Raw genomic sequence first — 23,144 nt, forward strand, 5'->3', positions numbered from 1 at the left:
GGATTAGACAGAGGATACTCTGGCGATCCGGAGGTTTATTTTCGTGAGCAGATCTACTATTCTTCGACGATAAGTTTGGAGATCATTTTGCTGTGACCCGCTCCACACATAATGGAACACGAAACTTCGAATTCTCCCGCTTCATCCGGCGTAACGACAGTGGAGTTGTTTTTACGGTCCAGCTGCAGGCCAAGTGCAGGAATCATAACGCCGTGGTTGCCGTCTTCGTTCTCGTAAGTGATCTTGACGGGCACCCCTTTCTTGAGCCGATATTCCTCTTGGTCGAATTGAAAATTGGTGCCCTTAATGACGAGTTCAGCTTCCGGTGCTACGCCAGTATCCGAGATCCCGGAACCTCCTTGGGACTCTTTCTGGTCTTCGCCGCAGGCAGCCAATACAAAAAGGAGCATACATGAAACAAGTAAAGCTATGCCTTTTTTCACTATAACCTCTCCTGACTATGAAATAATTGTGAAATATAATTTCCAATCTTTATGATAGCGCAGAAAAAGAGTGGATGCACATATGTGTTATGAAAAATTGGTGAACGTGAACGGTTTCAAACGATGATATGGATTTCCTTTATAATATAGGAGAAGATGGAAATAAAAGAATGGAGCTTTACCCAAAATGAAAACCCCCTGCGCAAATTGCAACAGAGGGTTAATGTGGAGTAATGCAGCTGCCGATCGGTTCGTTCAGTTAGAGGGTTCCAGAGGAATCCTCTAACTGAAGCGGGGTGCTTCTATTTGCGGGTTTTGCCTGCTTCAAAAGGGGTGGAAATCGGAATGAACAGATCGATGATCCCGATGACCAGTGCAGCAAGTAAGGCGCCCAATACGGAGACGCTAACGCCTCCAACGATGAATTGGGCAAGGTAAATCACGAGTGCGCTCACTAGGAAGCCCACGATGCCACGTCCAAAAGGCGTGACTTTTTTGCCGAAGATGCCCTCAATAGCCCAACCAATCAGGGCGATAACGAGTGCAAGCAACAGGGCGCTTCCGAATCCGCCGACGGTGAATTGGGGGACAATCCATCCGACAACCATAAGAACGAGCGCGGCAACGATAAATCGAACAACGTGCCCGAGAAATTGCATGGTACCTGCCTCCTTAGAATAAGACTGGAATGTTACGCAGAATTTATTTTGTTCAATAGGACCGTCGGTTATGTGTGGAAGGATTTTGGATTCCTTGGCGAATTCCCATCACTTTCGATATAATATATGCATTGATTGAGAGGAGTTGTGAACTTCTTGAATGACAAGATTTTGCAAACTTTAGAATACCGGAAAATTTTAAATACATTAATACAATACACGCAAACCTCTATGGGAAGTGCAAGAGCTGAAAAGTTAATGCCTGAAACCGACCTGGAGGCTGTAAAGGATCTGCTTGCGGCTACCGATCAGGCCTACACCGTAGACAGGCTCAAGGGCAATCCGTCTTTCCGCGGGATTACCGATATCAATGATGCTTTGAAGCGGGCCAGAATCGGAGGGACGCTCAGTCCCCATGAATTGCTGGCTACATCGAATACGATTCATGGATCACGCCGAATCAAGCGGTTTATTGCGGCGATTCATGAGGACGAGAAGATTGAGATCCTCTATAATCTGAGTGATCTTATTTCGGAGCAAAAGCCCCTGGAAGACGCCATTCGGCTGTGTATTGATGATGCTGCTGAGGTCCTTGACTCCGCAAGCGCTGAGCTTTCCCAGATCCGGCGGGAGCTGAGGGGCGGAGAAGTTCGCATTCGCGAGAAACTGGAGTCCATGATTCGATCGCAATCTGTGGCGAAGATGCTGCAGGACCAGTTAATTACGATACGAGGCGACCGTTTTGTCATCCCCGTTAAAGCGGAATATCGCTCGCATTTTGGCGGTATCGTGCACGACCAGTCCGGGTCAGGCGCGACGCTGTTTATTGAGCCGGAATCCATCGTAGCCATGAACAACAAGCTGCGCGAGACGCGAATGCGGGAAGAGCGGGAGATCGAAGTGATTTTGCAGAAGCTGACCGCCCAGGTCGGCGAACAGGCTGAGCTGCTGTCACTTGACTTGGATCTGATCGGCCAGCTCGACTTTATTTTTGCCAAGGCTCGTTTGGCCCATGTCATGAAGGCTTCACTGCCAAGAATGAATGACAGAGGCTATATTAAGCTGCGTAAAGGCCGACATCCGCTGATTCCGGCGGATCAGGTTGTGCCGCTTGATGTGGAATTGGGCAATTCCTATACATCCATCATCGTCACGGGTCCGAATACCGGCGGTAAGACGGTTACGCTCAAAACGATCGGGTTATTAAACCTGATGGCGATGTCAGGACTCTTTATTCCAGCCGAAGAAGGCAGCCAGATGTGCGTGTTTGATGCAATTTACGCGGACATTGGTGATGAGCAAAGCATTGAGCAGAGCCTCAGTACCTTCTCCAGCCATATGACGAACATCATCCGAATATTAAGCCAGATGACGCCGAAGAGTCTGGTGCTGCTTGATGAGGTTGGAGCAGGAACCGACCCTGCGGAGGGTTCAGCCCTGGCGATTTCCATCCTGGAGCATATCCACCGCATGGGCTGCCGCATGATTGCGACGACGCACTATTCTGAATTGAAGGCTTATGCATATGAACGCAAAGGCGTGATCAACGCCAGCATGGAGTTCGATATCAATACCCTAAGCCCGACCTACCGGCTGCTGGTAGGCGTACCTGGACGCAGTAATGCGTTTGCCATTGCAGAACGTTTGGGATTGCCGGTATCCATTCTGGAATTTGCCCGTGGCGAAGTTAAGGAAGAGGATCAACGGGTGGAGCATATGATTGCATCCCTCGAAGAGAACCGTCACACCGCGGAAGTAGAGCGTGAGAAGGCGGAGCAGGTTCGGAAGGAAATGGAGGATCTGCGTCTTCGTCACCAGCACGAGCTTCAGAAGCTGGAAGAGCAGAAGGACAAGCTGGTTGATAAAGCTCGTGCAGAGGCGAGACAGATCGTGGACAAGGCTCGGAATGAGGCCGAGGAAATCATCGCGGATCTGCGCAAGATTGCCCAAGAAGAAGGGGCTTCCGTTAAGGAGCATAAGCTGATTGCTGCCAGAAAGCGTTTGGATGATGCCGAACCGCAGCAAGGCAAGAAGACGGCTGGCCAGCGTACTGCGAAGCAGCAGCGCAGCATTGAGCCTGGAGACGAGGTTAGGGTATACAGCCTGAATCAGAAAGGGCATGTCGTGGAAATGGCCGGCTCGAAGGAGGCGGTTGTTCAGCTCGGCATCATGAAGATGAAGGTATCGCTGGATGATTTGGAGCTGCTGTCGAATCCGGCAGCAAACGCTAAACAGGCGCCGAAACAGCATGCGACTGTCTTGAAACGGACTCGCGATACCAACATCCGGAATGAGCTGGATTTAAGAGGCGCAAATCTGGAAGAAGCGCTGATTGAGGTGGATCGGTTCATTGATGAGGCATTTCTGGGGAACTTGGGTCAGATTTACATCATTCATGGCAAAGGCACCGGGATCTTGCGAACCGGAATTCAGGATTATTTGCGCAAGCACAAGCATGTTAAGAGTCATCGTTTAGGTAATTACGGCGAAGGCGGCAATGGCGTCACCATTGCCGAGCTGAAGTAAGGAAAGTAAGAAATCAGGAACCGTTTTCTCCTTCAATCGTATAACATATCATCATAAGGTTTAGAACGACGGGATGCGAAAGGTGCCGCATCCCGTTTATATCAGGGAGGAAATAAGGTAATGACGGAAGCGATTGATCATTTGCTGACCCATCCACTCGGGGTGCTCGTCGGCTATTTCTCGGTTGCGATACTTGCACTTATTGTTTACTTGTATTGCTTTGAATTGGTTACCAAGTACAATTGCTGGGATGAAATACGCAAAGGAAATGTTGCCGCGGCCATGGCGACCGGCGGGAAGATCTTTGGCATCTGTAACGTGATGCGGTACAGCATAACGGCCAATACGTCCATTTATGGCATGATTAAATGGTCGTTCTTCGGGTTTATACTGCTGTTATTGGCTTATTGGTTGCTTGAGTTCTTGACGCCTGTGTTTTCGGTCGATGAAGAGATTAGCAAGGATAATCGAGCAGTGGGCTTGATCGTACTTCTTATCACCGTATCTTTATCTTACATTATTGGAGCGAGCATCATTTAAGGGCTTCGGGAGGAAAAGGACGATGAAATATTTACCGCGGATATTGTTTGCGGCTGCCTTGATTTTTTTTGTGGCGGGTATTGTATACTTGATGTCTCAATAAAAATAAAGTGAACAGGGCCATCCATGGCCGTTTGAATAAGAAAGGGATGAATGATCGATGGAACCGACGGTTTGCCCATGGTGCCAAAGTGAGATTGTGTGGGATGAAGAGATAGGTCCCGAAGATACTTGTCCTCATTGTGCGAACGAGCTGAAAGGCTACCGCACATTGAATATCGCATTGGATGACGAGGAAACACAAGACGATCCGGAGGAATATGAAGAGGATTATGAGGCTTCCGAAGAGGAAGTGGTTGATCTTCAACGTATTTGGGGATCCGACCAGGAATCGCTGTCCTCGCTTCGAACCGTGGATAAGTACGGGGAGGATCACGACCTATTTGCATTTGAGGAGACCGTAGAGGGGATTCTGGACCAGCAAGAGGAAGTTCCCGAGTGCTTGCATTGCCGGGAGTATATGCTTCATGCCGGAACGCAGCACGTGAGCGGGGAAGGCTTCCAGCCGGTTAACGCAGCTTTGATTCAAGGCCCTATCCTTCAGCCGCCATATGATTTGAACGTATATGTGTGCCCTGGATGCTTCCATGTACAGTATAATCTGGCAGAGAATGACCGGCTTCGGATGATCAAGAGCTTTATCCATAAAAAGGAATAGCGTTTACGGAAAGGCGCTGTGTGCCGATCCGTGCGAACTTAAGGAAACTGCTACCGGCGGTTTCCTTTTTTTTGTTCATGAAGTGGGGATTAGAGGGGTAAAATACCTTGGACTTCAAGTGTGAGGGCGAGGGAGGAACTGTATATGAAGTTGACAAAGGACCCCCAGGCTATACTTCTGTTATCCGTTCATGGGTTGTTTATCTTATCGAGTGCATTGTCGGGTACGTTCCTCAACGTATACCTATGGAAAAGCCGCCAGGATTATACGATGCTCGGTTGGTTCACGATTGCTCAGCAGGTGGCATTGGGCTTGACGTTCTGGGCCGCCGGCAAATGGGTGAAGGAGCATAACAAAATGAATGCGCTTCGCCTGGGAATTGCGGTGTCCGGCCTGTTTTATTTATGCGTTCTGTGGGCAGGGCGGGACGCCGTCCATTATATTTGGCCGCTCGGCTTGCTGTTCGGCGTGTCATTAGGATTATTCTGGTTAGCCTTTAATGTGGTCTATTTTGAGGTTTCGAGCGCGGAGAATCGGGACTGGTTTAATGGCTGGATCGGACTCCTGGGCTCCATCACGGGGATTATCGGTCCGTGGCTGGCGGGCTGGATCATCACGATGATGCGTGGGGATCAAGGCTACCGGTTTATTTTTACCGTATCGATGGTCATCTTCGCCGTGACGGTGGTGCTGAGCTTTTTTCTGCGAAAAAGGCCGGTCCAAAGCGGCTATCATTGGCTGGAGGGGTTGAGCCGGCTCAAGGAGGGCGGCGTATGGAAATACGCGGTATTCGGCTTGGCCGTTCAGGGAATCAGGGAAGGTGTATTTTCCTTCCTTATTACGCTCCTTGTTTTTGTGGCAACGGATCAGGAGTCGAAGCTGGGGCAGTTTGCATTGATTACTTCGGCGGTTTCGCTGGTCAGCTACTGGGCCTGCGGGAAGTGGTTCAAGCCCAAATTCCGTAAAACCGGCATGCTGGTAGGTTCCATATTGATGCTGCTGGTCATTTTACCGCTGCTGGTTGCGGTCAACTATACGACGCTGCTGGTGCTGGGAATCGGGACGTCGCTGTTCATTCCGCTGTATATGATGCCGGCTATATCGGCCAGCTTTGATCTTATGGGAGTGAATCAGGAAAACGTGGAGAAGCGGGTGGAACTGGTCGTGCTGCGGGAGCTCAGTTTAACCATAGGACGAATTACGGGCCTGCTTGTGTTCATTCTTGTCCTGTCATTTAGACAGGACACGTTAACGGTGACGTTGCTGCTGTTGTTCCTGGGGGCATCCCCTATCGGATCGTGGCTGTTTATACGTAAGCTGTTCCCGTCCAAAGGTCAAGTCACCTAAAGCTAATGACATCCCTCGGGTCAAAAGAATTCCGCTAGTTAAACAAACGGTTTGCTGAACGACTGTGAGAGCGCAATCCGTACACACGCAAAGAAGGTATCTCCAAGGTTGCATGGCCTGCTTGGTGATACCTTCTATTATTTTATGACGTCTTAAGGTCCATTGGCCGTGTCAGGGAGAACCATTTCAGTTCTTCGGGCTCACGTCCTGCTATCGTCTCGCCCAGCAGATCCGCAGCGATCATGCTGTATACGGTCCCGTTTCCGCCATACACCTCGATAAAATAGCTGTGCGGATATTTCGGGTGCCTGCCGATCAGCGGGATGCCGTCTTTGGTTGTGGCAAATACGCCGGCCCAACTGCAAGCGATCTTCAAATCCGTCATATGGGGGAACAGCTGATGAATTTCATTTAACAATCTCCGGCTTCTTGGTTCAGCGTACTCCTCTGGTTTGCCAGAAGGAGGCAGCGGCTCATCCAGCCCCCCGGCTATGATTCGCTGATCCGGCGTTGTCCGGAAATAGAGATAAGGGCGATTTGTTTCCCATATGAATGAGCGCTCATACCATGAAGACAGATCGGATACCGGCTCCGTCAGGATGGCATAGGTGTTGAGCAGCTCCGCTTGATAATCAGGCTTCCATTCCTGGGTGCTATACCCGGTGGCCCAGATGATGTTCTTGGCCAGAACGCTTCCTTTATCGGTTAAGACGGTGACATCACTATCGGTATACCGTGTTTCTTTCACTTCGCTATTTTCGTAAACTCGCAGCCCATGCTCGCTGGCATCCCGGAGAAGATTATGCCCGAAACGGTAAGGATCGATTTCGGCATCGCCACGGGCATAGATGGCCGCTTCTTTTGAGAACGGGAAGTTAGCCTTCATATGCTCGCGGCCCCAGTATTCCACATCGAAGCCCTTCCGTTTGAGCAGGTCATACTCATGCCGAATCATGCCGACATCTTGAGGGGTACTGGCATAGTAGAGGCTGCTTCGCGTGATCAGGCCGGAATCCCTGGACAGATGATTTGCGATTTCGGTGATCCGGCGTACCGCATGTCTGCACATCATGTAGAAGGAGGAAGCCCGTTGTTCACCAAATTGTTGGATCAGATCAGATAGAGGGCAGTCGTTAGAAAATTGCAACAGCCCCGAATTGGCGGATGTGCTGCCTTCGCACACGCGTTTTTTCTCCAGTAGGACGGTGTCCACGCCTTGCATGGTCAGCACGTAGGCCATCAGCGCGCCGCTTATACCGCCGCCGACTATGAGCACATCACAGCTGAGCTGTTCTGATAGACCGGGGTATTTTTTTACAGGTTCAGTGTTTAAATATTTCCAGGGCGTTATTCCGCCGGTCAGTAAAATGTCCCTCACCCCCTCATTGTCACATCGTTATTAGTTTGGACGTTCCTTTCGTTTTTAATGACATCTCACGACATAGATTTTTATATAGGTGGCATACTAGCTCCTGTGCAACCTAAATGGAAAGGGGAACAAACACAAAGATGACACCTAATCAGCAATTACAGCCTCTAACCTCAAAAGAACTGGACTATATTGCGGATTGCATCTCCAACGAAACCATGCTGGCCAAGCATTGTGCCGCGACAGCAGCAGCCAGTCAGAATCCAGCCATCCAGCAGGCGCTGCTGGGATTCGTAAAACGCCATGAGCAGCATCTGGACACCTTGGTTAACGCTCTGCAAATTCACAGCAATATCGCGCCGACGCAGCCTCAATAAGAGGAGATGTATAGACCAGGAAGCAAAATTGTTAAGGAGGAACGACTTATGGTAACCCCTAATGGATCTTCATACCTGCCCGAAGAGGATATGCTTAGCCCTATTCTGGGAGAGCTGAAACGTGCCGTTCGAGAGTATACGACAGCCACGACGGAAGCCTCTTGCCCTGAGGTGCGCCAAATGTTTACAGATTTGACTGCGGATACACTGAGACTGCAAGGCGAGTTTTTTAATATGATGAAGCAGCAGAACATGTATACCGCGCCTCGGCATGCATTGAAATACGATGTGGACAAGCAGTATAAGCAAGCGCAGCAGTCGCTGCAAAAAACTCGGGAAACCATTAATCAAAAAACTTCCGGCATGGGCGCGTTTGCGCATCACCCGAATGTAGCGCCGCATGCCACCAATGTAGCGCCTGCTTCTAATAATGTAACCCAATGATCCCATGGTTAACTCAATCTATGAGCCGATGACCCCCGCAGCCGCCGCTGCCGGCATGCATCGGTATTTTTTTTTGCACATCCCGTGTAAGTTATTGTAATATAAGTATTAATCTCTGTTCCGATATATCATGCTATAAGAACGGTTATTCGGAATAAGTGCTGGAGGATACGTATATGGAAGAGCTTAGCGAATTGAAACTAAAGGTGCTTGATCTGCTGAAAGAAGACGCGAGAAGATCGCCGGCTCTGCTCTCTACTCTACTCGGTGTAGATGAGGAAGAAGTAAAGACCTCCATTGCGGAGCTTGAACGAGATCACGTCATTGTTAAGTACGCGACCGTAGTCAACTGGGGCAAGGTGGAAGACGAGAAGGTTACGGCGCTGATCGAGGTTCAAATTACACCTGAGCGCGGAAGAGGCTTTGAAGGAATTGCGGAACGGATTTATTTATTCCCGCAGGTGAAGTCGGTCTATCTTATGTCTGGCGCCTACGACTTGCTTGTTGAAGTGGAAGGCGGAAACTTGCGTGAGGTGGCCAACTTTGTTTCGGAGAAACTGTCACCTATCGATTCTGTACTATCGACCAAAACGAATTTTATTTTGAAAAAATATAAACAAGACGGGATTATCTTTGAAGAACGTCAAGAAGACAATCGTCTCCTGATCTCGCCGTAAAGGAAGCGTGTGCTATGATTGTGAACGAACAGCAGCTTGCAGAAAATAACAGGAAATCGATGAGCTCCTATTTGGCGCCCAGGGTCAGGGACATTCAACCCTCTGGAATCCGTAAGTTTTTTGATCTCGTCAGTGGAAATAAAGATATTATCACACTTGGTGTCGGTGAGCCTGATTTCGTAACGCCGTGGCATGTACGAGAAGCCTGCGTATATTCATTGGAGCGCGGGTTTACAGGATATACGTCCAATGCCGGTATGCCGGAACTGCGGGAGGCGATCGCGGAATATTTGAACGACAGTTTCCACGTGACCTATAATCCTGCCAATGAAATGATCGTAACCGTAGGCGGCAGTGAAGCGATTGATCTGGCGCTGCGTGCCTTGATTGTTCCCGGAGATGAAATTCTGATCCCCGAGCCGTGTTACATTTCTTACTCGCCGATTGCTTCAATCGGTGGCGGGGTGCCTGTTGGTATTGAAACGACGGCAGAGCATCATTTCAAACTGACGGCCGAGGCGCTCGAAGCGCAAATCACCCCCAAATCGAAGATTCTGATCCTGTGTTACCCAAGCAATCCAACAGGAGCAATCATGACCTATGAGGATTGGCTGCCCATTGCGGAAGTAGTGGAAAAACACGATCTGATTGTGATCTCCGATGAAATCTATGCTGAGCTCACATATGAAGGAAAGCACGTCAGCTTTGCCTCGATGCCAGGCATGATGGACCGCACCATTCTGGTGAGCGGCTTCTCGAAGGCATTTGCTATGACAGGTTGGCGTATGGGGTATGTGTGTGCTCATTCGGATCTGATCGGCGCCATGCTGAAAATCCACCAGTATACGGTTATGTGTGCACCCGCAATGGGGCAAGTCGCCGCGCTCGAAGCATTGCGTAACGGCATGGGGGAAAAGGACCGAATGGTTGAATCCTATAACCAGCGGCGCAGACTCGTGGTTCAAGGGCTGCGCGAGATCGGTTTGGATTGCCACGAGCCACAGGGAGCGTTCTACGCGTTCCCAAGCATCAAGCGAACGGGACTCGGCTCGGATGAATTTGCCCAGCGCTTGCTGACCGAGGCGAAAGTGGCTGCCGTACCGGGCACCGCATTCGGCCTTGGCGGGGAAGGATTCATTCGCTGCTCATATGCTACATCCATTGCCCAACTGAATGAGGCCTTGGAGAGAATGGGTAATTTTGTGGAAAAAATAAAGTAGGCAAGGAAATCGTTGAACTTTTTCCTTGAATTAACAAAAAAATCACTTTCCATTGGCAAAATATATGTTATAATTTTATTTTGGGGGCAGAATTTTACTTTCCAAGGAGGGATCACCAGTGTTTTGTGATTATGAATTGTCAAACTACCGTGGTGACTATACGGCTGAAGACAATAATCACGGTAAATGGTCAATTAAATCAGCCAAATCCACTCCTCAGGAAATTACCTTGGAAGACGAAATTCATATGCTTCGCCGAAAGATGGAACAAATTTTTTTGGAAGAGCAGTCCTTCACGTCGGAGATTGTCATCGAGATCAGCAGTTTGCTGGACTTGAAGATTAACGAATATATGAAGGCCCATCCCAAAAAGAAACTATAAAATACGATCTGATTGAATATTACAAGGCTGTTCCTGGGGCTAGATGCCTTACGGATCAGCCTTGTTTGCGTCTAAAGATTCCCTCTGATGAAAAAAAACATCCCGGAATCATGATGGGCCTGGGCTTATTCCGGCGTAGAGGGACCCTGATTCGAAAATATGCTATAGTTGAGCATAATAACAAAAACGTCTATCGACGTACTTTCTCAGAAGACAGACCGCGGTTAAAGGAAGTTTTTCTTGAGATTATAGAATTGCTAAGCTTCGCTGAAACTATAAATTCTATAATCTTAAGATATATGGTGTTTATGGATAAGGATCGGACGATGAAATGGAGGATAATGTGATGAAGGTATATACAAGAACGGGAGATGCAGGGGAAACTTCAATTATTGGCGGTCGTGTGCCCAAGGATGACCCGCGGATAGAAGCGTATGGCACAATTGACGAATTGAACAGCTTTGTCGGTCAGGCCGTGTTTTTGGCCAAGGAAGCCGACTTTGAGGAACTTCATCTTCAGCTCGTTCGAATCCAGCATGAACTGTTCGATTGCGGCTCGGATCTGGCCTATGCGAGACCTCGAGAGGATAAACTCAAGGTAAGCGCCGAGCTTGTGGACAATCTGGAGGTATGGCTGGATGCTTTCGAGGAGAAGAACCCTCCGCTTGAGCGTTTCATCTTGCCAGGCGGAAGCGCGTTGTCTTCGCTGCTTCATGTATGTCGGACCGTATGCCGTCGCGCCGAGAGGTTGACCGTTTCGCTGCAGCGAACCACGGAAATCAATCCGGAGGTCCGCCGCTATTTGAACCGTTTGTCCGACTATTTCTTCGTGACTGCACGGGCAGCCAATGTGCACGCCGGGATTCCGGATGTCGAATATGAGCGAAGCGGAAAGGTGTTTCGGTAATTCATGAGTTTGTATTATCCGCCTATCAGTTATGTCGTGTCCCCACAGGAAGACGGCATGCAACTTAAGACCATTTTGCAAAAACGGATGGGGGTATCCCGTAAGCTGCTGTCGCGCCTCAAGTTGACTGAGCAGGGCATCATGCTGAACGGGGCCCGTGTATACATTAGCGTTAACGTGCATGCCGGAGATCTGATCGAAATCCGGATGGAGCAGGAACGATCAGACGATATGCTGCCCCAGCCGATGAATCTTCATATTCTGTACGAGGATGAACATCTGCTTGTGCTGAACAAGCCGGCGGGGATCATTGTCCATCCGACGCACGGGCATTATACGGACACGCTGGCGAACGGCGTCGTTCACTATTGGCAGGAGAAGGGCTGGAAATACCGGTTCAGAGCGGTTCACAGGCTGGACCAGGAGACTTCCGGCGTGTTGGTGATTGCGAAGAATGCATATATTCACCAGCATGTTTCCGAACAAATGATAGCCGGCACCGTTGACAAGAGGTATGTAGCATTTGTTCATGGCAAGCCTGCTTTCCCCTCAGGCGATATTGACGGTCCGATTGATCGGGACCCGTTAGACCCCCACCGCCGCATCGTAACTCCCGAAGGATACCCTTCGCTTACGCGATATAAGGTATGCGAAGCTTACCCTTCCGCATCCTTGGTCGAATTAAAGCTGGAAACGGGCCGTACCCATCAAATTCGGGTGCATATGCTTAGCATCGGTTGTCCATTGATTGGAGATCAGATGTACAGGCATCCGGTTTACAGCGATCGGGAGTTACGATCAGACGGGGCGGCTTCGGACTTGGCCGCCGGTCCAGCAGATCTGGAAGCTGCAACGATCATGAGGCTGGACCGCTATATGGGCCGGCAGGCGCTGCATGCAGCGAGCCTGACGCTAATTCACCCGATTGAGGGGAGCACGATGACATTCACAGCCCCGCTTCCTGAGGATATGAACGCACTGAGAAACATGCTCGCGGATGAGGCGACTTAAGTAGGTTCAAAACAACACTAGAAGGAGAACGTATCGAATGAGCAAACTGAAAGTATATCAATATCCGAAATGCGGAACATGCCGCAACGCGGTCAAATGGCTGCAGAACGAAGGACATGAGCTGGAACTTCAAAATATTTTTGAACAACCGCCACAGAAGGAAGAACTAGCCGACCTTATCGCCAAGAGCGGTCTGGAGCTTAAGAAATTTTTCAATACGAGCGGCGAGGTCTACAAGGAAATGAATCTGAAGGACAAGCTGCCTGGGCTCTCCGATGAGGAGAAAATCGAACTGTTGTCGTCCAACGGGAGATTAATTAAGCGTCCGATCGTGACGGACGGCAGTAAAGTGACCGTCGGCTTTAAAGCGGAACAATATCAGGAGTCATGGCAGAAGTAGAATGGATCCGGCATGTACACATTCTCCTGCTGAAGAAGGTAGAGCATCCCAAGGTCTTTCGACCGCCGGGATGTTCTTTTGTTTTAAGAGATAAGATAGTATAAACATCCGAGGCTTAGCATCCTTATCTCGCAAGAAAAACTTCCGCTAAATGCGGTCTGTCTACTGAGAAAGTACGTCGATAGACGTTTTTCTTATGGACAGCCAAAGATAGGAAATTCAAAGAAATACCTTATGACAAGCCCAAGTCTATATAGGGATATGGTATAATGACAAGGTATATTTAAGGTAATATCAGAGAAGTTAAAGTTAGGAGCGATCATGACTGTGATACCCAATCAACAACCATCCTTAATGCTTGTAGACGGGATGGCTTTATTATTTCGTGCTTATTATGCAACCGCGTCAAGCGGCTATATCCGTCGAACCAAAGCGGGAGTGCCGACCAACGCGATTTACGGCTTCCTGCGGTATATGTGGGATGCTATCGATAAATTTCAGCCTACCCATGTGGCGTGCTGCTGGGATATGGGATCAAAAACATTTCGAACAGAGCAGTTCGCGTCGTATAAAGGCAATCGTCCGGAAGCCCCGGATGATCTGGTTCCGCAGTTTTCGTTGGTGCGCGATGTGACGGAATGTCTGGGAATTCCGAACCTGGGCGTCGTGGGCTATGAGGCCGATGATTGCATCGGCACGCTGGCCAGACGGTACGGGGACAGCATGAATGTAAAGATCCTGTCGGGGGACCACGATCTGCTTCAGCTCGTAAACGATTCGACTTCCGTCATTATTATGAAAAAGGGACACGGCAATTATATGCACTATACCCCGGAAACGTTGTACGCGGAAAAAGGACTTTCTCCAAGACAGGTTATCGATGTGAAAGGCCTGATGGGAGATACGAGCGATAATTATCCGGGCGTACGCGGGATTGGCGAGAAAACGGCAGTCAAGTTGATTCAGGAGTATGAATCGGTGGAAGGCATTCTTGCGAATCTTGATTCACTGACCAAAGGGGTCCGCACCAAGATCGAGGCGGATCTGGAAATGCTGCATCTGTCCCGGGCTTTGGCCGAAATCCATTGCGAGGTTCCCATGGAGTGCGAATTGGATCTGTGCCGCTTAAGCGTGGATCACGAACGTGCATTAACCAAACTGGAGGAGCTTGAGATGAAGAGCCTCGGTCATCTTTTTGGGGTGGCGGTGGTTTCCTAGTCATGCGGAGACGGTTTAATTTCGGAAGAAAATCAATCTTGACCGGATTACTGCTCGGGGCATTGCTGCTTCTTGTATCGGCATGCGCCTCCGACCAGACTCCTTCAACCGATACCTCTAAACAGCCCTCGGGGGCCGAGAAGAAGGTGGAAGTTATGGTTTCGGCAGCAGCAAGCCTCAAATCCAGTCTGGAAGAGACCGGACGTCGATTTGAAGCGGAGTTTCCGAATGTTACGCTGCGTTATAATTTCGGTGGTTCGGGCTCTCTTGGACAACAGCTTGAGCAAGGGGCGCCCGTAGATTTGTTTATATCCGCAGCAACGGAGCCGATGGATCGATTGGTCGAGAAGGGGATCGTGCAATCCGATGCGGTTCAGTTGATGTTTCGAAATGCATTGGTGCTGATTGAGCCTGTCGGCAAACAGAACGTGAAGCAATTACCGGATCTATTAAAACCCGAGGTGCGCGTTCTGGCTATCGGGCAGCCGGATACGGTACCGGCCGGAGAATATGCCAAGGAGGCTCTTCAGAATGAAGGCCTTTGGGATGATGTCGAATCCAAGGCGGTGTATGCCAAGGACGTGACGCAAGTTCTGGCTTATGTAGAGTCGGGGAATGCGGACGCCGGTTTTGTGTACAAAACCGATCTGAAGAGTTCCGCCAAGGCAACGCTTGCGCTTGAGGTCAATCCGGACAAGCACCAACCGATCGAATATCCTGCAGCGGTTCCCGGTAATGCCAAGCATCCGCAGGAGGCTGAGGCTCTTCTCGAATTTATGCGGAAGCCCGAGATCAGGGATATCTTCACGGAGGCTGGATTTGAGGTAGCGGAGGCATCGCCGTGACCACGACCGAAATGTTCTGGATGCCGGTATGGCTGTCGATAAAAACATCACTGCTGTCCAGCATCATTGCATTTATACTGGGAGCAGCAGCAGCACGCTGGATGTCCCGGCGCTCGTTTGTCGGCAAGACGGCGGTAGAAACGCTGCTGATGCTTCCGCTCGTGCTTCCGCCTACGGTGGTTGGCTTTCTTCTGCTTGTCATGCTGGGCAGAAACAGCTGGATAGGTTCAGCTGCTGAATGGCTGTTTGCCAGACCCATCATTTTTAGCTGGGGAGCCGCGGTCATAGCGGCTATTGTGGTCTCGTTTCCGCTGGTGTATCAGAGCATGCGGGTGGGCTTTGAGTCCGTGGACCCGGAGCTTGAGGATTCGGCGCGATCGGCTGGCGCCGGCGAATGGCAGGTCCTTCGCTGGATTACGCTGCCGCTTGTTCGCAGGGCGGGAATTTCGGCGTTCATACTGGCCTTTGCCAGAGGTTTAGGGGAATTTGGGGCAACCTGGATGGTTGCAGGCAATATACCGGGCGTTACGCAAACGCTGCCCACGGCGATTTACGTTGCAGTAAGCAATGGCGAGAGCGGGCTGGCGTGGGCGTGGACGGCGGTCATTATTTTGTTCTCATGGCTGTTACTGGCCGCGTCTGGAACGGGCAGAAGCAGAGAAAGAGGCAGGCCGACTTGACGGGAGCACAATGTTTACATATGCTTCGAATAGAGCTTGTTAGCAACCAAATAGAGAACAAGGCACAGCACATCGTGGAGAGGATGGAAGAAGCATGAGTTTACTTGGAGCAATTGAAGCAGGAGGAACCAAGTTCGTTTGCGGCGTGGGTACAGAGGATGGAACGGTTGTGGAGCGAGTGAGCTTTCCGACGACAACCCCTGAAGAAACCATGGCAAACGTCTTTAACTTTTTTGCTGATAAGGATATAGAGGCGATCGGAGTCGGTTCGTTCGGACCGATTGACCCGGTGAAAGGCAGCCCGACCTATGGCTGCATTACAACGACGCCGAAGCCGCATTGGAGCAATTACAATATCGTCAAAGCATTGGAAGAGCGTTTTGACGTTCCGATCGGATTCGATACGGATGTAAACGGAGCGGCTCTTGGAGAATATACGTGGGGGGCGGCCCAGGGACTGGACAGCTGTCTTTACATCACCATCGGAACGGGAGTAGGGGCAGGCGCCGTGGTATCCGGCGAACTGATTCACGGCTTGTCCCATCCGGAGATGGGGCATATTTACGTCCGCCGTCATCCGGATGACAAATATGAAGGGACCTGCCCTTATCATGCAGACTGTTTGGAGGGGCTTGCTGCCGGACCGTCCCTTGGCAAACGCTGGGGTGTTCCCGGCGTGGAATTGACGCCGGATCATCCGGCTTGGGAGATGGAAGCTTATTATCTCGCTCAAGCGCTGATGAATTATGTCCTCATCTTGTCCCCTCAGCGGATCGTGATGGGCGGAGGCGTTATGAAGCAGGAGCAGCTGTTCCCGCTGATCCGCACGAAGCTTCAGGAGCTGCTGGCCGGATATGTACAGCATCCAAGCCTTCATGACGGGATTGATCAATTCATCGTTCCGCCGATGCTCGGCGATAATGCGGGTCTCTGCGGTGCATTGGCGTTGGCCAAGCTGGCAGTAGATGAGGCCAAGAGCGGTCAAGCTTAACTTCTATTCTTATATAGAGTGAGCAAAAATGGGTTTCATTCTATTACAGATTATGGTATTATGAATTCAACAGTATAATGTATGGAACGGGAAGCACCTTTCTTTGTCGCTGCGGCGGAGGAGAGGTGCTTTTTTGCGTTGTTCCATCGTTGTGCTGAATGCGTAAACGGGAGGTATTCGAGGGATGCAAATTGTATTCATGAATCAGATGAGCGGAGCGGATGAGTCAGGTCACCTCCGTTCTGCTCAAGTCTGGATCGGTGAGGAAGAGGGAGGATGGCGGCTCGGTTGGCGGAACATGGAACCGGACGGCGAAGTATCCGATGATGAGTGGTATGAAGGAAGTTCGTGGAATGAGTTATTATGCGTGTACCGACATCAATTAGCGAAGAAGCTTGGAGAGGGGTTCCGGCCGCTTGTGGAGGGGGTATTCCACGAACCGGGAGAGACTGGAGGAAAGAATCTTGGTGTGCAGAAGCTGCAGTGCTACAGTGAGCTGTATGGCTCGGAGGAGCTGTACACGGAGCTGTGTGCCTGGCGCAGAAGAAAGGCGGCCTCCGGAAGAAAAGCACCTTATTTCATTGCCAGCAATCGGGTGCTGCGCATGATTAGCGCCTTCATCCCCCAGAATGAGGAAGAGCTGCTGCAGCTTCCGGGAATCGGGATCAGCAAGTCTTCAGAGCATGGGGCGGAGTGGCTGGAGATCACGACGAAAATCGAGCGAACCACAACCTTTCCACTGGATTGGGTTGATAAGCAGCTGCAGGAAGAGGTGTTCTTGTCCTGGCTGTATAAGCAGAAGGAGCAGCGATACAAGCAAGAGCTGGACCGCTTCCGAATTCGCCGTACGATGCTGCTTGGCATAGCCGAGGGAGCTTCGCTGACCGAGCTGGAAGAACGCACTTCGTTAACTCGTCGAGATTTGGTTGAGGAATTGGAAGGTCTTGAGAAGGAAGGTTATGATACGGAGCAGCTGCTGGAGGTTGAGCTGAATACGATGACGGCTACCGAGCAGGCGACGGTATGGAAGGCTTTTGAGGAGCTGGGCGATACATTTCTTAAACCCGTATTACAACGGGTATATGGAGAAGGACAAGCTCACAATGGAGAGGTAGAAGAGATTGGCGGAACGGAGGAGCTGTATGAGCGGCTGCGCCTGATCAGGATACGCTTCCGGCGGCAAGAACCTGGTAAAGCGAACGCAGGCTAATTCCAGGTAATGAAACAGGACGGATTCCCTTGCGGCAGGGAGATCCGTCCTGATGGTTTCGAGTATTCATATCCAGTCTTTCTTACGGAACAGATAAAACATGAGAGCACCGGCAGAAATCATGACGCCTATAACTACATAATAAGAATATTCCCAGTGAAGCTCAGGCATATTGTCAAAGTTCATGCCGTAAATGCCCGTAATCAGCGTCAGTGGAATGAAGATCGTTGTAATGGCGGTAAACACGCGCATGATTTCATTGGCCCGATTGGCGATACTGGATTGGTAAGCCTCTCGTAGGTTCCCCATGAGATCTCGATAAGTTTCGAAGGTTTCGGAAATTTTCACGGCATTTTCATAGATATCGCTGAAATATTTTTGCAGCTGGTCATCGATCAGCCGGAGATCTTTTTTGTTCAGCGTATTGATAACTTCCTTCTGCGGTCCAAGCACCTTTTTCAACCAAAGAATCTCGCTTCGCAGACCGATGATCTCGCTGAGGTGGGATTTTTTGGTATGCATCAGAATGTCTTCCTCCAGCTTTTCAATCCGCGCCTCGATGCGGTCCCCGACGGAGAAATAGTTGTCCGTCACAAGGTCGATCAAGAGATAGAGGAAGCGGTCAGGCGTGCTGACTTCATCCTCCCAGAGAAGAGGTTTAACGGTGCGAAGCTCGTGGATCTTTTGCTTGGTCACCGTAATAATAAAATGTCTGCCCAGGAAAACATTCAATGCCCGAAGGAAAATCTCTTCGTCGTCAAACCGGATGCTGTTCACGACGATAAAATAGTGGTTCTCGTATATTTCAATTTTGGGACGCTGCTCCTCTTCGCTGAGGCAATCCTCAACCGCAAGATCATGCAGGGAGAAGAGGGGCTGCAGTTCGGCTAAATCATCCACGTCCGCATCCAGCCAGTAGAAGCCGCTGGCCGGAGGTGTCAGCGTCATTTCGATGTCATCAATAGGGGTAAATACGCCCGAATCGACCAACCGGATTTTCATCTGATATCACTCCTTTGTCAAATACAAGCTGCTTGGTTAAGCAGTAAAGGCACAGGATATCAGCCCACCGGTATACGGGCATAATCAAGGAAGGTTAGAATACGATAAAAAGCGCATGAAAAATAACGCCGCCCTCTGCCGGTAAGCTGATCTTGATCCTATGCGGTTGTGCGTCTTGTGCATCCAGTTTCTGGCTCGGGTCACCGTCCATCTTCCATGTCACCTCTTTCATACTCGGTTTTAAACAGCACTTGTCTAGTATAACGCCGGGTGTAGGACCTTTCAAGTTGAAATCCGGTGCAGCCAAGGGCCATTTGTACAGGGTATGGAAACCTTCGGTGAAGTGTGACGGACTTTATGAAAAGGTTCTTGACGAAAAATTGGGAATGATTTAAAGTAAGTATCAATTACGAACAATTTAAGACAACTGAATAAAGCGAAATCTTATCAAGAGCAGGTGGAGGGACTAGCCCTATGAAACCCGGCAACCGGCGGCAACATCGCACGGTGCTAATTCTTGCAGGAGATACGACGCTTCTTTGAAGCCGTTGTATAGTCTGACAGATGAGAGAGGCGCATTGTGATACGTATATGATGACCTTTCTCTACTTTGAGAAAGGTCTTCTTGCGTTTATACAGTCTAACGCTCTTTCTCACAGCTTTTTTATGGATGTATCATTTCATATTTCGAAGGAGTGAGCCACGATGCCGATTAAAATTCCGGATGCCTTGCCGGCAAAGGAAGTTCTGGCTGGAGAAAACATTTTTGTCATGGATGAGAGTCACGCATTTCATCAGGATATCCGCCCATTGCGGATCGCTATTTTGAACCTGATGCCAACCAAGGAAACGACGGAGACCCAGCTGCTGCGATTGATCGGTAACTCCCCGCTCCAGGTGGATGTTGTCCTTCTTCACCCGAGTTCGCACGTTTCGAAGAATACGTCGGCTGAGCATCTGAAATCATTTTACAAAACCTTTGAAGAAGTGAAGAACCGTCGTTTTGACGGCATGATCATTACAGGCGCTCCGGTCGAGCAGTTGGAGTTTGAAGAAGTGAATTACTGGGATGAGCTTACTGAAATTTTTGAATGGACCAAGACGCATGTAACCTCCACGCTCCATATCTGCTGGGCATCGCAAGCCGGACTTTATTATCATTACGGCGTGCCGAAATACAGCCTTGAGGAAAAATGCTTCGGCGTATTTCCACATACGATCAATGAAACATGTACCAAGCTGCTCCGCGGATTTGACGAAATGTTCTTTGTTCCGCATTCCCGCCATACGGAAGTTCGGCGCGAAGACATTACAGGCATTGACGATTTGGTCATCCTGTCCGAATCCGAGGAAGCAGGCATTTATTTGGTATCAAGCCGGGATGGAAAGCAGATTTTTGCCACAGGGCATTCCGAGTATGATGCGGACTCTCTGAAGTGGGAGTATGACCGGGACGTTGCCAAGGGCATGGATATCGAACTGCCGCGCAACTATTATCCGAATAATGATCCAACAAGGACGCCTCCATCCATATGGCGGGCGCATGCAAACTTATTATTTACTAATTGGCTCAATTACTATGTATATCAGGAAACGCCATACGATATTGGTCCGCAAATATAGCCGTATACGGGAGGAGAGTTTGTGATGGAGAAGAAACCTTTTAATATAGAGAGCCGGCTGGCACAGATCGGCTCGGTGCAAGAACCGGTAACCGGAGCCGTGAATTTTCCGATTTATCAGGCTACGGCATACCGCCATCCCAAATTAGGCCAGAGCACGGGGTTTGACTACGCCCGTACGAAAAATCCGACCCGGTCGGTACTGGAGGACGCCTGCGCCGAGCTGGAATCCGGAGATGCCGGCTTTGCTTGCAGCTCGGGCATGGCAGCCCTTCAGACGATTTTTGCTTTGTTCGGTCAAGGGGATCATCTGATTGTATCGCTGGATCTGTATGGTGGGACGTATAGGCTGCTGGAGCGGATTATGTCCAAGTTCGGCGTTACGGCTACGTACGTGGACACGAATGACCGGGATGCGCTGGAAGGGGCAAGAAGGCCCAACACGAAGGCTGTATTTATCGAAACGCCCACCAATCCGCTGATGATGATTACGGATATCGAAGCCGTCTGTACGTGGGCAAGGCATCATCAACTGATCAGCATCGTGGATAATACGCTGCTTACTCCGTATTTCCAAAGACCCATCGAGCTTGGGGCGGATATCGTTATACATAGCGCCACCAAGTATTTGGGAGGACATAACGATGTGCTGGCGGGGATCATCGTAACGAAGGGCAAGGAACTATCGGAGGAGATCGCTTTCCTTCATAACTCCATCGGCGCGGTGTTAAGCCCGACGGATTCCTATCAGCTGATGAGAGGAATGAAGACGCTTGCGCTGCGCATGGATCGGCACGAGACGAATGCAACCGCAGTGGCAACGTTTTTGACAACTCACCCGGCGATCGGCGAGGTGTATTATCCTGCCCTGCCGGACCATCCGGGACATGACATCCAGAATCGTCAATCCAGCGGCAACACGGGCATCTTCTCCTTCAAGGTGAAGGACGCCCGTTATGTGGAGCCCGTGCTGCGGCACATTAAGCTGATTGCGTTCGCTGAAAGCCTGGGGGGCGTTGAGTCCCTGATGACATACCCTGCCGTTCAGACCCATGCGGACATCCCGCTTGAGATTCGGGAAGCAATCGGCGTGGATGACCGTTTGCTCCGGTTCTCGGTCGGCATCGAGCATGCGGATGACTTGATCGCGGATTTGGATGCTGCACTGAGCGCGGCCATGGCTGAAGTGGAAGGGAGCACGGGAGAATGAGCATCGATAAAGGTCCATCCGGATTGGAAACGCAAACCAAGCAGTTAGCTGCTAAACGGGGACACGAGGAAGAACTGCGTTTCGAGACAAAACTATTGCATTTCGGCGGGGAAATCGACCGGGCAACCGGCGCCTCGAGCGTTCCGATCTATCAAGCCTCGACGTTTCACCATGAAGATATCTTTAACCCGCCGCAACACGATTACAGCCGTTCCGGCAATCCGACTCGGCAGGCGCTGGAGGATTATATCGCCCTTTTGGAGGGAGGCGTACGCGGTTTCGCTTATGCTTCCGGTATGGCAGCGATCTCCAGCTCGTTCATGCTGCTCAGTGCGGGGGATCATATGATCGTGACGGAGGATGTGTACGGCGGAACCTACCGCTTGCTGACCAGCATTTTAAGCCGTATGGGCATCGAGAGCACCTTCGTGGACATGACCGATCTGGATCAGGTGAAGGCGGCCCTCAAACCGAATACGAAAGCCGTCTATATGGAAACTCCTTCAAACCCGACCCTGAAAATTACCGACATTGGTGCGGTGACGGATTGGGCGAAGGAGCATGGCCTCCTTACCCTGCTGGATAATACGTTCATGACGCCGTTTTACCAGCGTCCGATTGAGTTCGGCGTGGATATCGTGATCCATAGCGCGACCAAATTCCTTGGCGGGCACAGCGATGTGCTGGCAGGTCTCGCGGTAGCCAGAACCGAGGAGCTGGGAGACCAACTGAAGCAGCTGCAAAATGGTTTGGGCACGGTCCTTGGGGTCCAGGATTCCTGGCTCCTTATGCGCGGAATGAAAACACTCAGCACACGTATGGCCCACTCCGAGCAAAGCGCGGCCAAGCTGGCGGCATGGCTGCAAGGGAGAAGCGACATTGAGCAAGTGTACTACCCTGGCCTCTTGAATCATCCGGGACGTGAAGTCCATGAGAAGCAATCGAGTGGTTATGGCGCGGTCATCTCCTTTGACGTCGGCTCAGGCGAACGCGCCAAGCAGGTGCTGAACCATGTGAAGCTGCCGCTGGTCGCGGTCAGCTTGGGAGCCGTGGAGAGCATCCTGTCGTACCCGACAATGATGTCGCATGCGGCCATGGGTGAGAAGGTTCGGCATGAACGCGGAATTACGGATGGCTTGCTCCGTTTCTCGGTCGGACTCGAGGATGTGGACGATCTGATTGCTGATCTGGATCGGGCTTTTGCTGCCAGTTACTAAAGATTTGCCAAATCATAGAATTCGGCATCCTGTCACGGACGGGATGTCGTTTTTAATGCCGGATTGTGGTAGGATGAGATAGAAAAAGTTTTGCTGGTGATTTGTTATTTTGCTCTAAGTAGGGAGGCT

At 50.4% G+C, this 23,144-nt stretch carries 24 protein-coding genes and 1 riboswitch; of the genes, 20 read left to right on the forward strand and 4 right to left on the reverse strand.

Annotated elements, in window-relative coordinates; all coding sequences use genetic code 11:
• Positions 1-56 precede the first annotated feature (56 nt).
• Both AK95_RS25335 and AK95_RS25340 read right to left on the reverse strand, forming a co-directional pair.
• Entirely contained in the window at positions 57-443 is a 387-nt protein-coding gene (locus tag AK95_RS25335) for a cupredoxin domain-containing protein (protein WP_071222685.1), read from the reverse strand.
• A gap of 302 nt (positions 444-745) precedes the next feature.
• The gene (locus AK95_RS25340) at positions 746-1,102 is read right to left on the reverse strand and encodes a phage holin family protein (RefSeq protein ID WP_071222686.1); all 357 of its coding nucleotides are present in this window, start codon (positions 1,100-1,102) and stop codon (positions 746-748) included.
• A 156-nt stretch (positions 1,103-1,258) separates the two neighbouring features.
• Between AK95_RS25340 and AK95_RS25345 the strand changes: the two genes are divergently transcribed.
• The 4 genes from AK95_RS25345 (at position 1,259) to AK95_RS25360 (ending at position 6,233) form a co-directional block, all read left to right on the forward strand.
• Complete coding sequence (locus AK95_RS25345; RefSeq protein ID WP_071222687.1) at positions 1,259-3,628, forward strand: endonuclease MutS2; 2,370 nt, start codon at positions 1,259-1,261, stop codon at positions 3,626-3,628.
• A gap of 120 nt (positions 3,629-3,748) precedes the next feature.
• Positions 3,749-4,168, forward strand: a complete 420-nt coding sequence (locus tag AK95_RS25350) for a DUF350 domain-containing protein (protein ID WP_071222688.1) — start codon at positions 3,749-3,751, stop codon at positions 4,166-4,168.
• A gap of 160 nt (positions 4,169-4,328) precedes the next feature.
• The gene (locus AK95_RS25355; protein WP_071222689.1) at positions 4,329-4,886 is read left to right on the forward strand and encodes a hypothetical protein; all 558 of its coding nucleotides are present in this window, start codon (positions 4,329-4,331) and stop codon (positions 4,884-4,886) included.
• A 120-nt stretch (positions 4,887-5,006) separates the two neighbouring features.
• Positions 5,007-6,233, forward strand: a complete 1,227-nt coding sequence (locus AK95_RS25360) for an MFS transporter (RefSeq protein WP_343225174.1) — start codon at positions 5,007-5,009, stop codon at positions 6,231-6,233.
• A gap of 142 nt (positions 6,234-6,375) precedes the next feature.
• Here the strand turns inward: AK95_RS25360 and AK95_RS25365 are convergent, their stop codons facing one another.
• A complete protein-coding gene (locus AK95_RS25365; protein WP_235613226.1) occupies positions 6,376-7,611 on the reverse strand; it encodes an NAD(P)/FAD-dependent oxidoreductase in 1,236 nt (411 codons plus the stop codon).
• Between the two features lie 131 nt (positions 7,612-7,742).
• Here AK95_RS25365 and AK95_RS25370 point away from each other — a divergent pair, with 131 nt between their 5' ends.
• From AK95_RS25370 to AK95_RS25435, 13 genes are all read left to right on the forward strand, one after another.
• Positions 7,743-7,979, forward strand: a complete 237-nt coding sequence (locus AK95_RS25370) for a hypothetical protein (protein ID WP_071222691.1) — start codon at positions 7,743-7,745, stop codon at positions 7,977-7,979.
• Between the two features lie 48 nt (positions 7,980-8,027).
• A complete protein-coding gene (locus tag AK95_RS25375; RefSeq protein WP_071222692.1) occupies positions 8,028-8,423 on the forward strand; it encodes a spore coat protein in 396 nt (131 codons plus the stop codon).
• A gap of 176 nt (positions 8,424-8,599) precedes the next feature.
• Entirely contained in the window at positions 8,600-9,100 is a 501-nt protein-coding gene (locus AK95_RS25380; protein ID WP_071222693.1) for an Lrp/AsnC family transcriptional regulator, read from the forward strand.
• A 14-nt stretch (positions 9,101-9,114) separates the two neighbouring features.
• Positions 9,115-10,320 carry an aminotransferase class I/II-fold pyridoxal phosphate-dependent enzyme gene (locus tag AK95_RS25385; RefSeq protein ID WP_071222694.1) on the forward strand — a complete coding sequence of 402 codons (1,206 nt, stop codon included), beginning with the start codon at positions 9,115-9,117 and terminating at the stop codon, positions 10,318-10,320.
• Positions 10,321-10,438: 118 nt separating this feature from the next.
• Positions 10,439-10,702: an aspartyl-phosphate phosphatase Spo0E family protein gene (locus tag AK95_RS25390; RefSeq protein WP_009590300.1), complete on the forward strand. Its 264-nt coding sequence runs from the start codon at positions 10,439-10,441 to the stop codon at positions 10,700-10,702.
• A gap of 346 nt (positions 10,703-11,048) precedes the next feature.
• Positions 11,049-11,609 carry a cob(I)yrinic acid a,c-diamide adenosyltransferase gene (locus AK95_RS25400; RefSeq protein WP_071222697.1) on the forward strand — a complete coding sequence of 187 codons (561 nt, stop codon included), beginning with the start codon at positions 11,049-11,051 and terminating at the stop codon, positions 11,607-11,609.
• 3 nt (positions 11,610-11,612) lie between these two features.
• The gene (locus AK95_RS25405; RefSeq protein WP_071222698.1) at positions 11,613-12,620 is read left to right on the forward strand and encodes an RluA family pseudouridine synthase; all 1,008 of its coding nucleotides are present in this window, start codon (positions 11,613-11,615) and stop codon (positions 12,618-12,620) included.
• A 37-nt stretch (positions 12,621-12,657) separates the two neighbouring features.
• Entirely contained in the window at positions 12,658-13,020 is a 363-nt protein-coding gene (locus AK95_RS25410; RefSeq protein ID WP_071222700.1) for an arsenate reductase family protein, read from the forward strand.
• Between the two features lie 321 nt (positions 13,021-13,341).
• Positions 13,342-14,238: a 5'-3' exonuclease gene (locus tag AK95_RS25415; protein WP_201259430.1), complete on the forward strand. Its 897-nt coding sequence runs from the start codon at positions 13,342-13,344 to the stop codon at positions 14,236-14,238.
• 38 nt (positions 14,239-14,276) lie between these two features.
• A complete protein-coding gene (gene modA, locus AK95_RS25420) occupies positions 14,277-15,083 on the forward strand; it encodes a molybdate ABC transporter substrate-binding protein (RefSeq protein WP_235613227.1) in 807 nt (268 codons plus the stop codon).
• A complete protein-coding gene (gene modB, locus AK95_RS25425; RefSeq protein ID WP_235613228.1) occupies positions 15,080-15,763 on the forward strand; it encodes a molybdate ABC transporter permease subunit in 684 nt (227 codons plus the stop codon). Before modA ends, modB begins: the two co-directional genes overlap by 4 nt.
• 94 nt (positions 15,764-15,857) lie before the next feature.
• Positions 15,858-16,754 carry an ROK family protein gene (locus tag AK95_RS25430; protein WP_071222704.1) on the forward strand — a complete coding sequence of 299 codons (897 nt, stop codon included), beginning with the start codon at positions 15,858-15,860 and terminating at the stop codon, positions 16,752-16,754.
• Between the two features lie 184 nt (positions 16,755-16,938).
• Positions 16,939-17,964: an HRDC domain-containing protein gene (locus AK95_RS25435; RefSeq protein WP_071222706.1), complete on the forward strand. Its 1,026-nt coding sequence runs from the start codon at positions 16,939-16,941 to the stop codon at positions 17,962-17,964.
• Between the two features lie 66 nt (positions 17,965-18,030).
• Here AK95_RS25435 and corA read toward each other — a convergent pair whose 3' ends face one another.
• Positions 18,031-18,966 carry a magnesium/cobalt transporter CorA gene (corA, locus tag AK95_RS25440; protein WP_071222708.1) on the reverse strand — a complete coding sequence of 312 codons (936 nt, stop codon included), beginning with the start codon at positions 18,964-18,966 and terminating at the stop codon, positions 18,031-18,033.
• A gap of 441 nt (positions 18,967-19,407) precedes the next feature.
• Positions 19,408-19,537: riboswitch (SAM riboswitch) on the forward strand.
• A 134-nt stretch (positions 19,538-19,671) separates the two neighbouring features.
• Between corA and metA the strand changes: the two genes are divergently transcribed.
• The 3 genes from metA to AK95_RS25455 are packed head-to-tail and all read left to right on the forward strand — an operon-like array spanning position 19,672 to position 23,015.
• On the forward strand, positions 19,672-20,589 hold the full coding sequence (metA, locus tag AK95_RS25445; RefSeq protein WP_071222710.1) for a homoserine O-acetyltransferase MetA: 918 nt from the start codon (positions 19,672-19,674) through the stop codon (positions 20,587-20,589).
• A 24-nt stretch (positions 20,590-20,613) separates the two neighbouring features.
• Entirely contained in the window at positions 20,614-21,798 is a 1,185-nt protein-coding gene (locus AK95_RS25450; RefSeq protein ID WP_071222711.1) for a PLP-dependent transferase, read from the forward strand.
• Positions 21,795-23,015, forward strand: coding sequence for an aminotransferase class I/II-fold pyridoxal phosphate-dependent enzyme (locus AK95_RS25455; RefSeq protein WP_071222712.1), 1,221 nt, complete (start codon positions 21,795-21,797; stop codon positions 23,013-23,015). The genes AK95_RS25450 and AK95_RS25455 overlap by 4 nt, the downstream gene beginning before the upstream one ends.
• The last annotated feature ends 129 nt before the right edge of the window (positions 23,016-23,144 follow it).

Source organism: Paenibacillus sp. LC231, assembly GCF_001860525.1.
In the GTDB taxonomy this organism is placed as follows: domain Bacteria; phylum Bacillota; class Bacilli; order Paenibacillales; family Paenibacillaceae; genus Paenibacillus_AQ.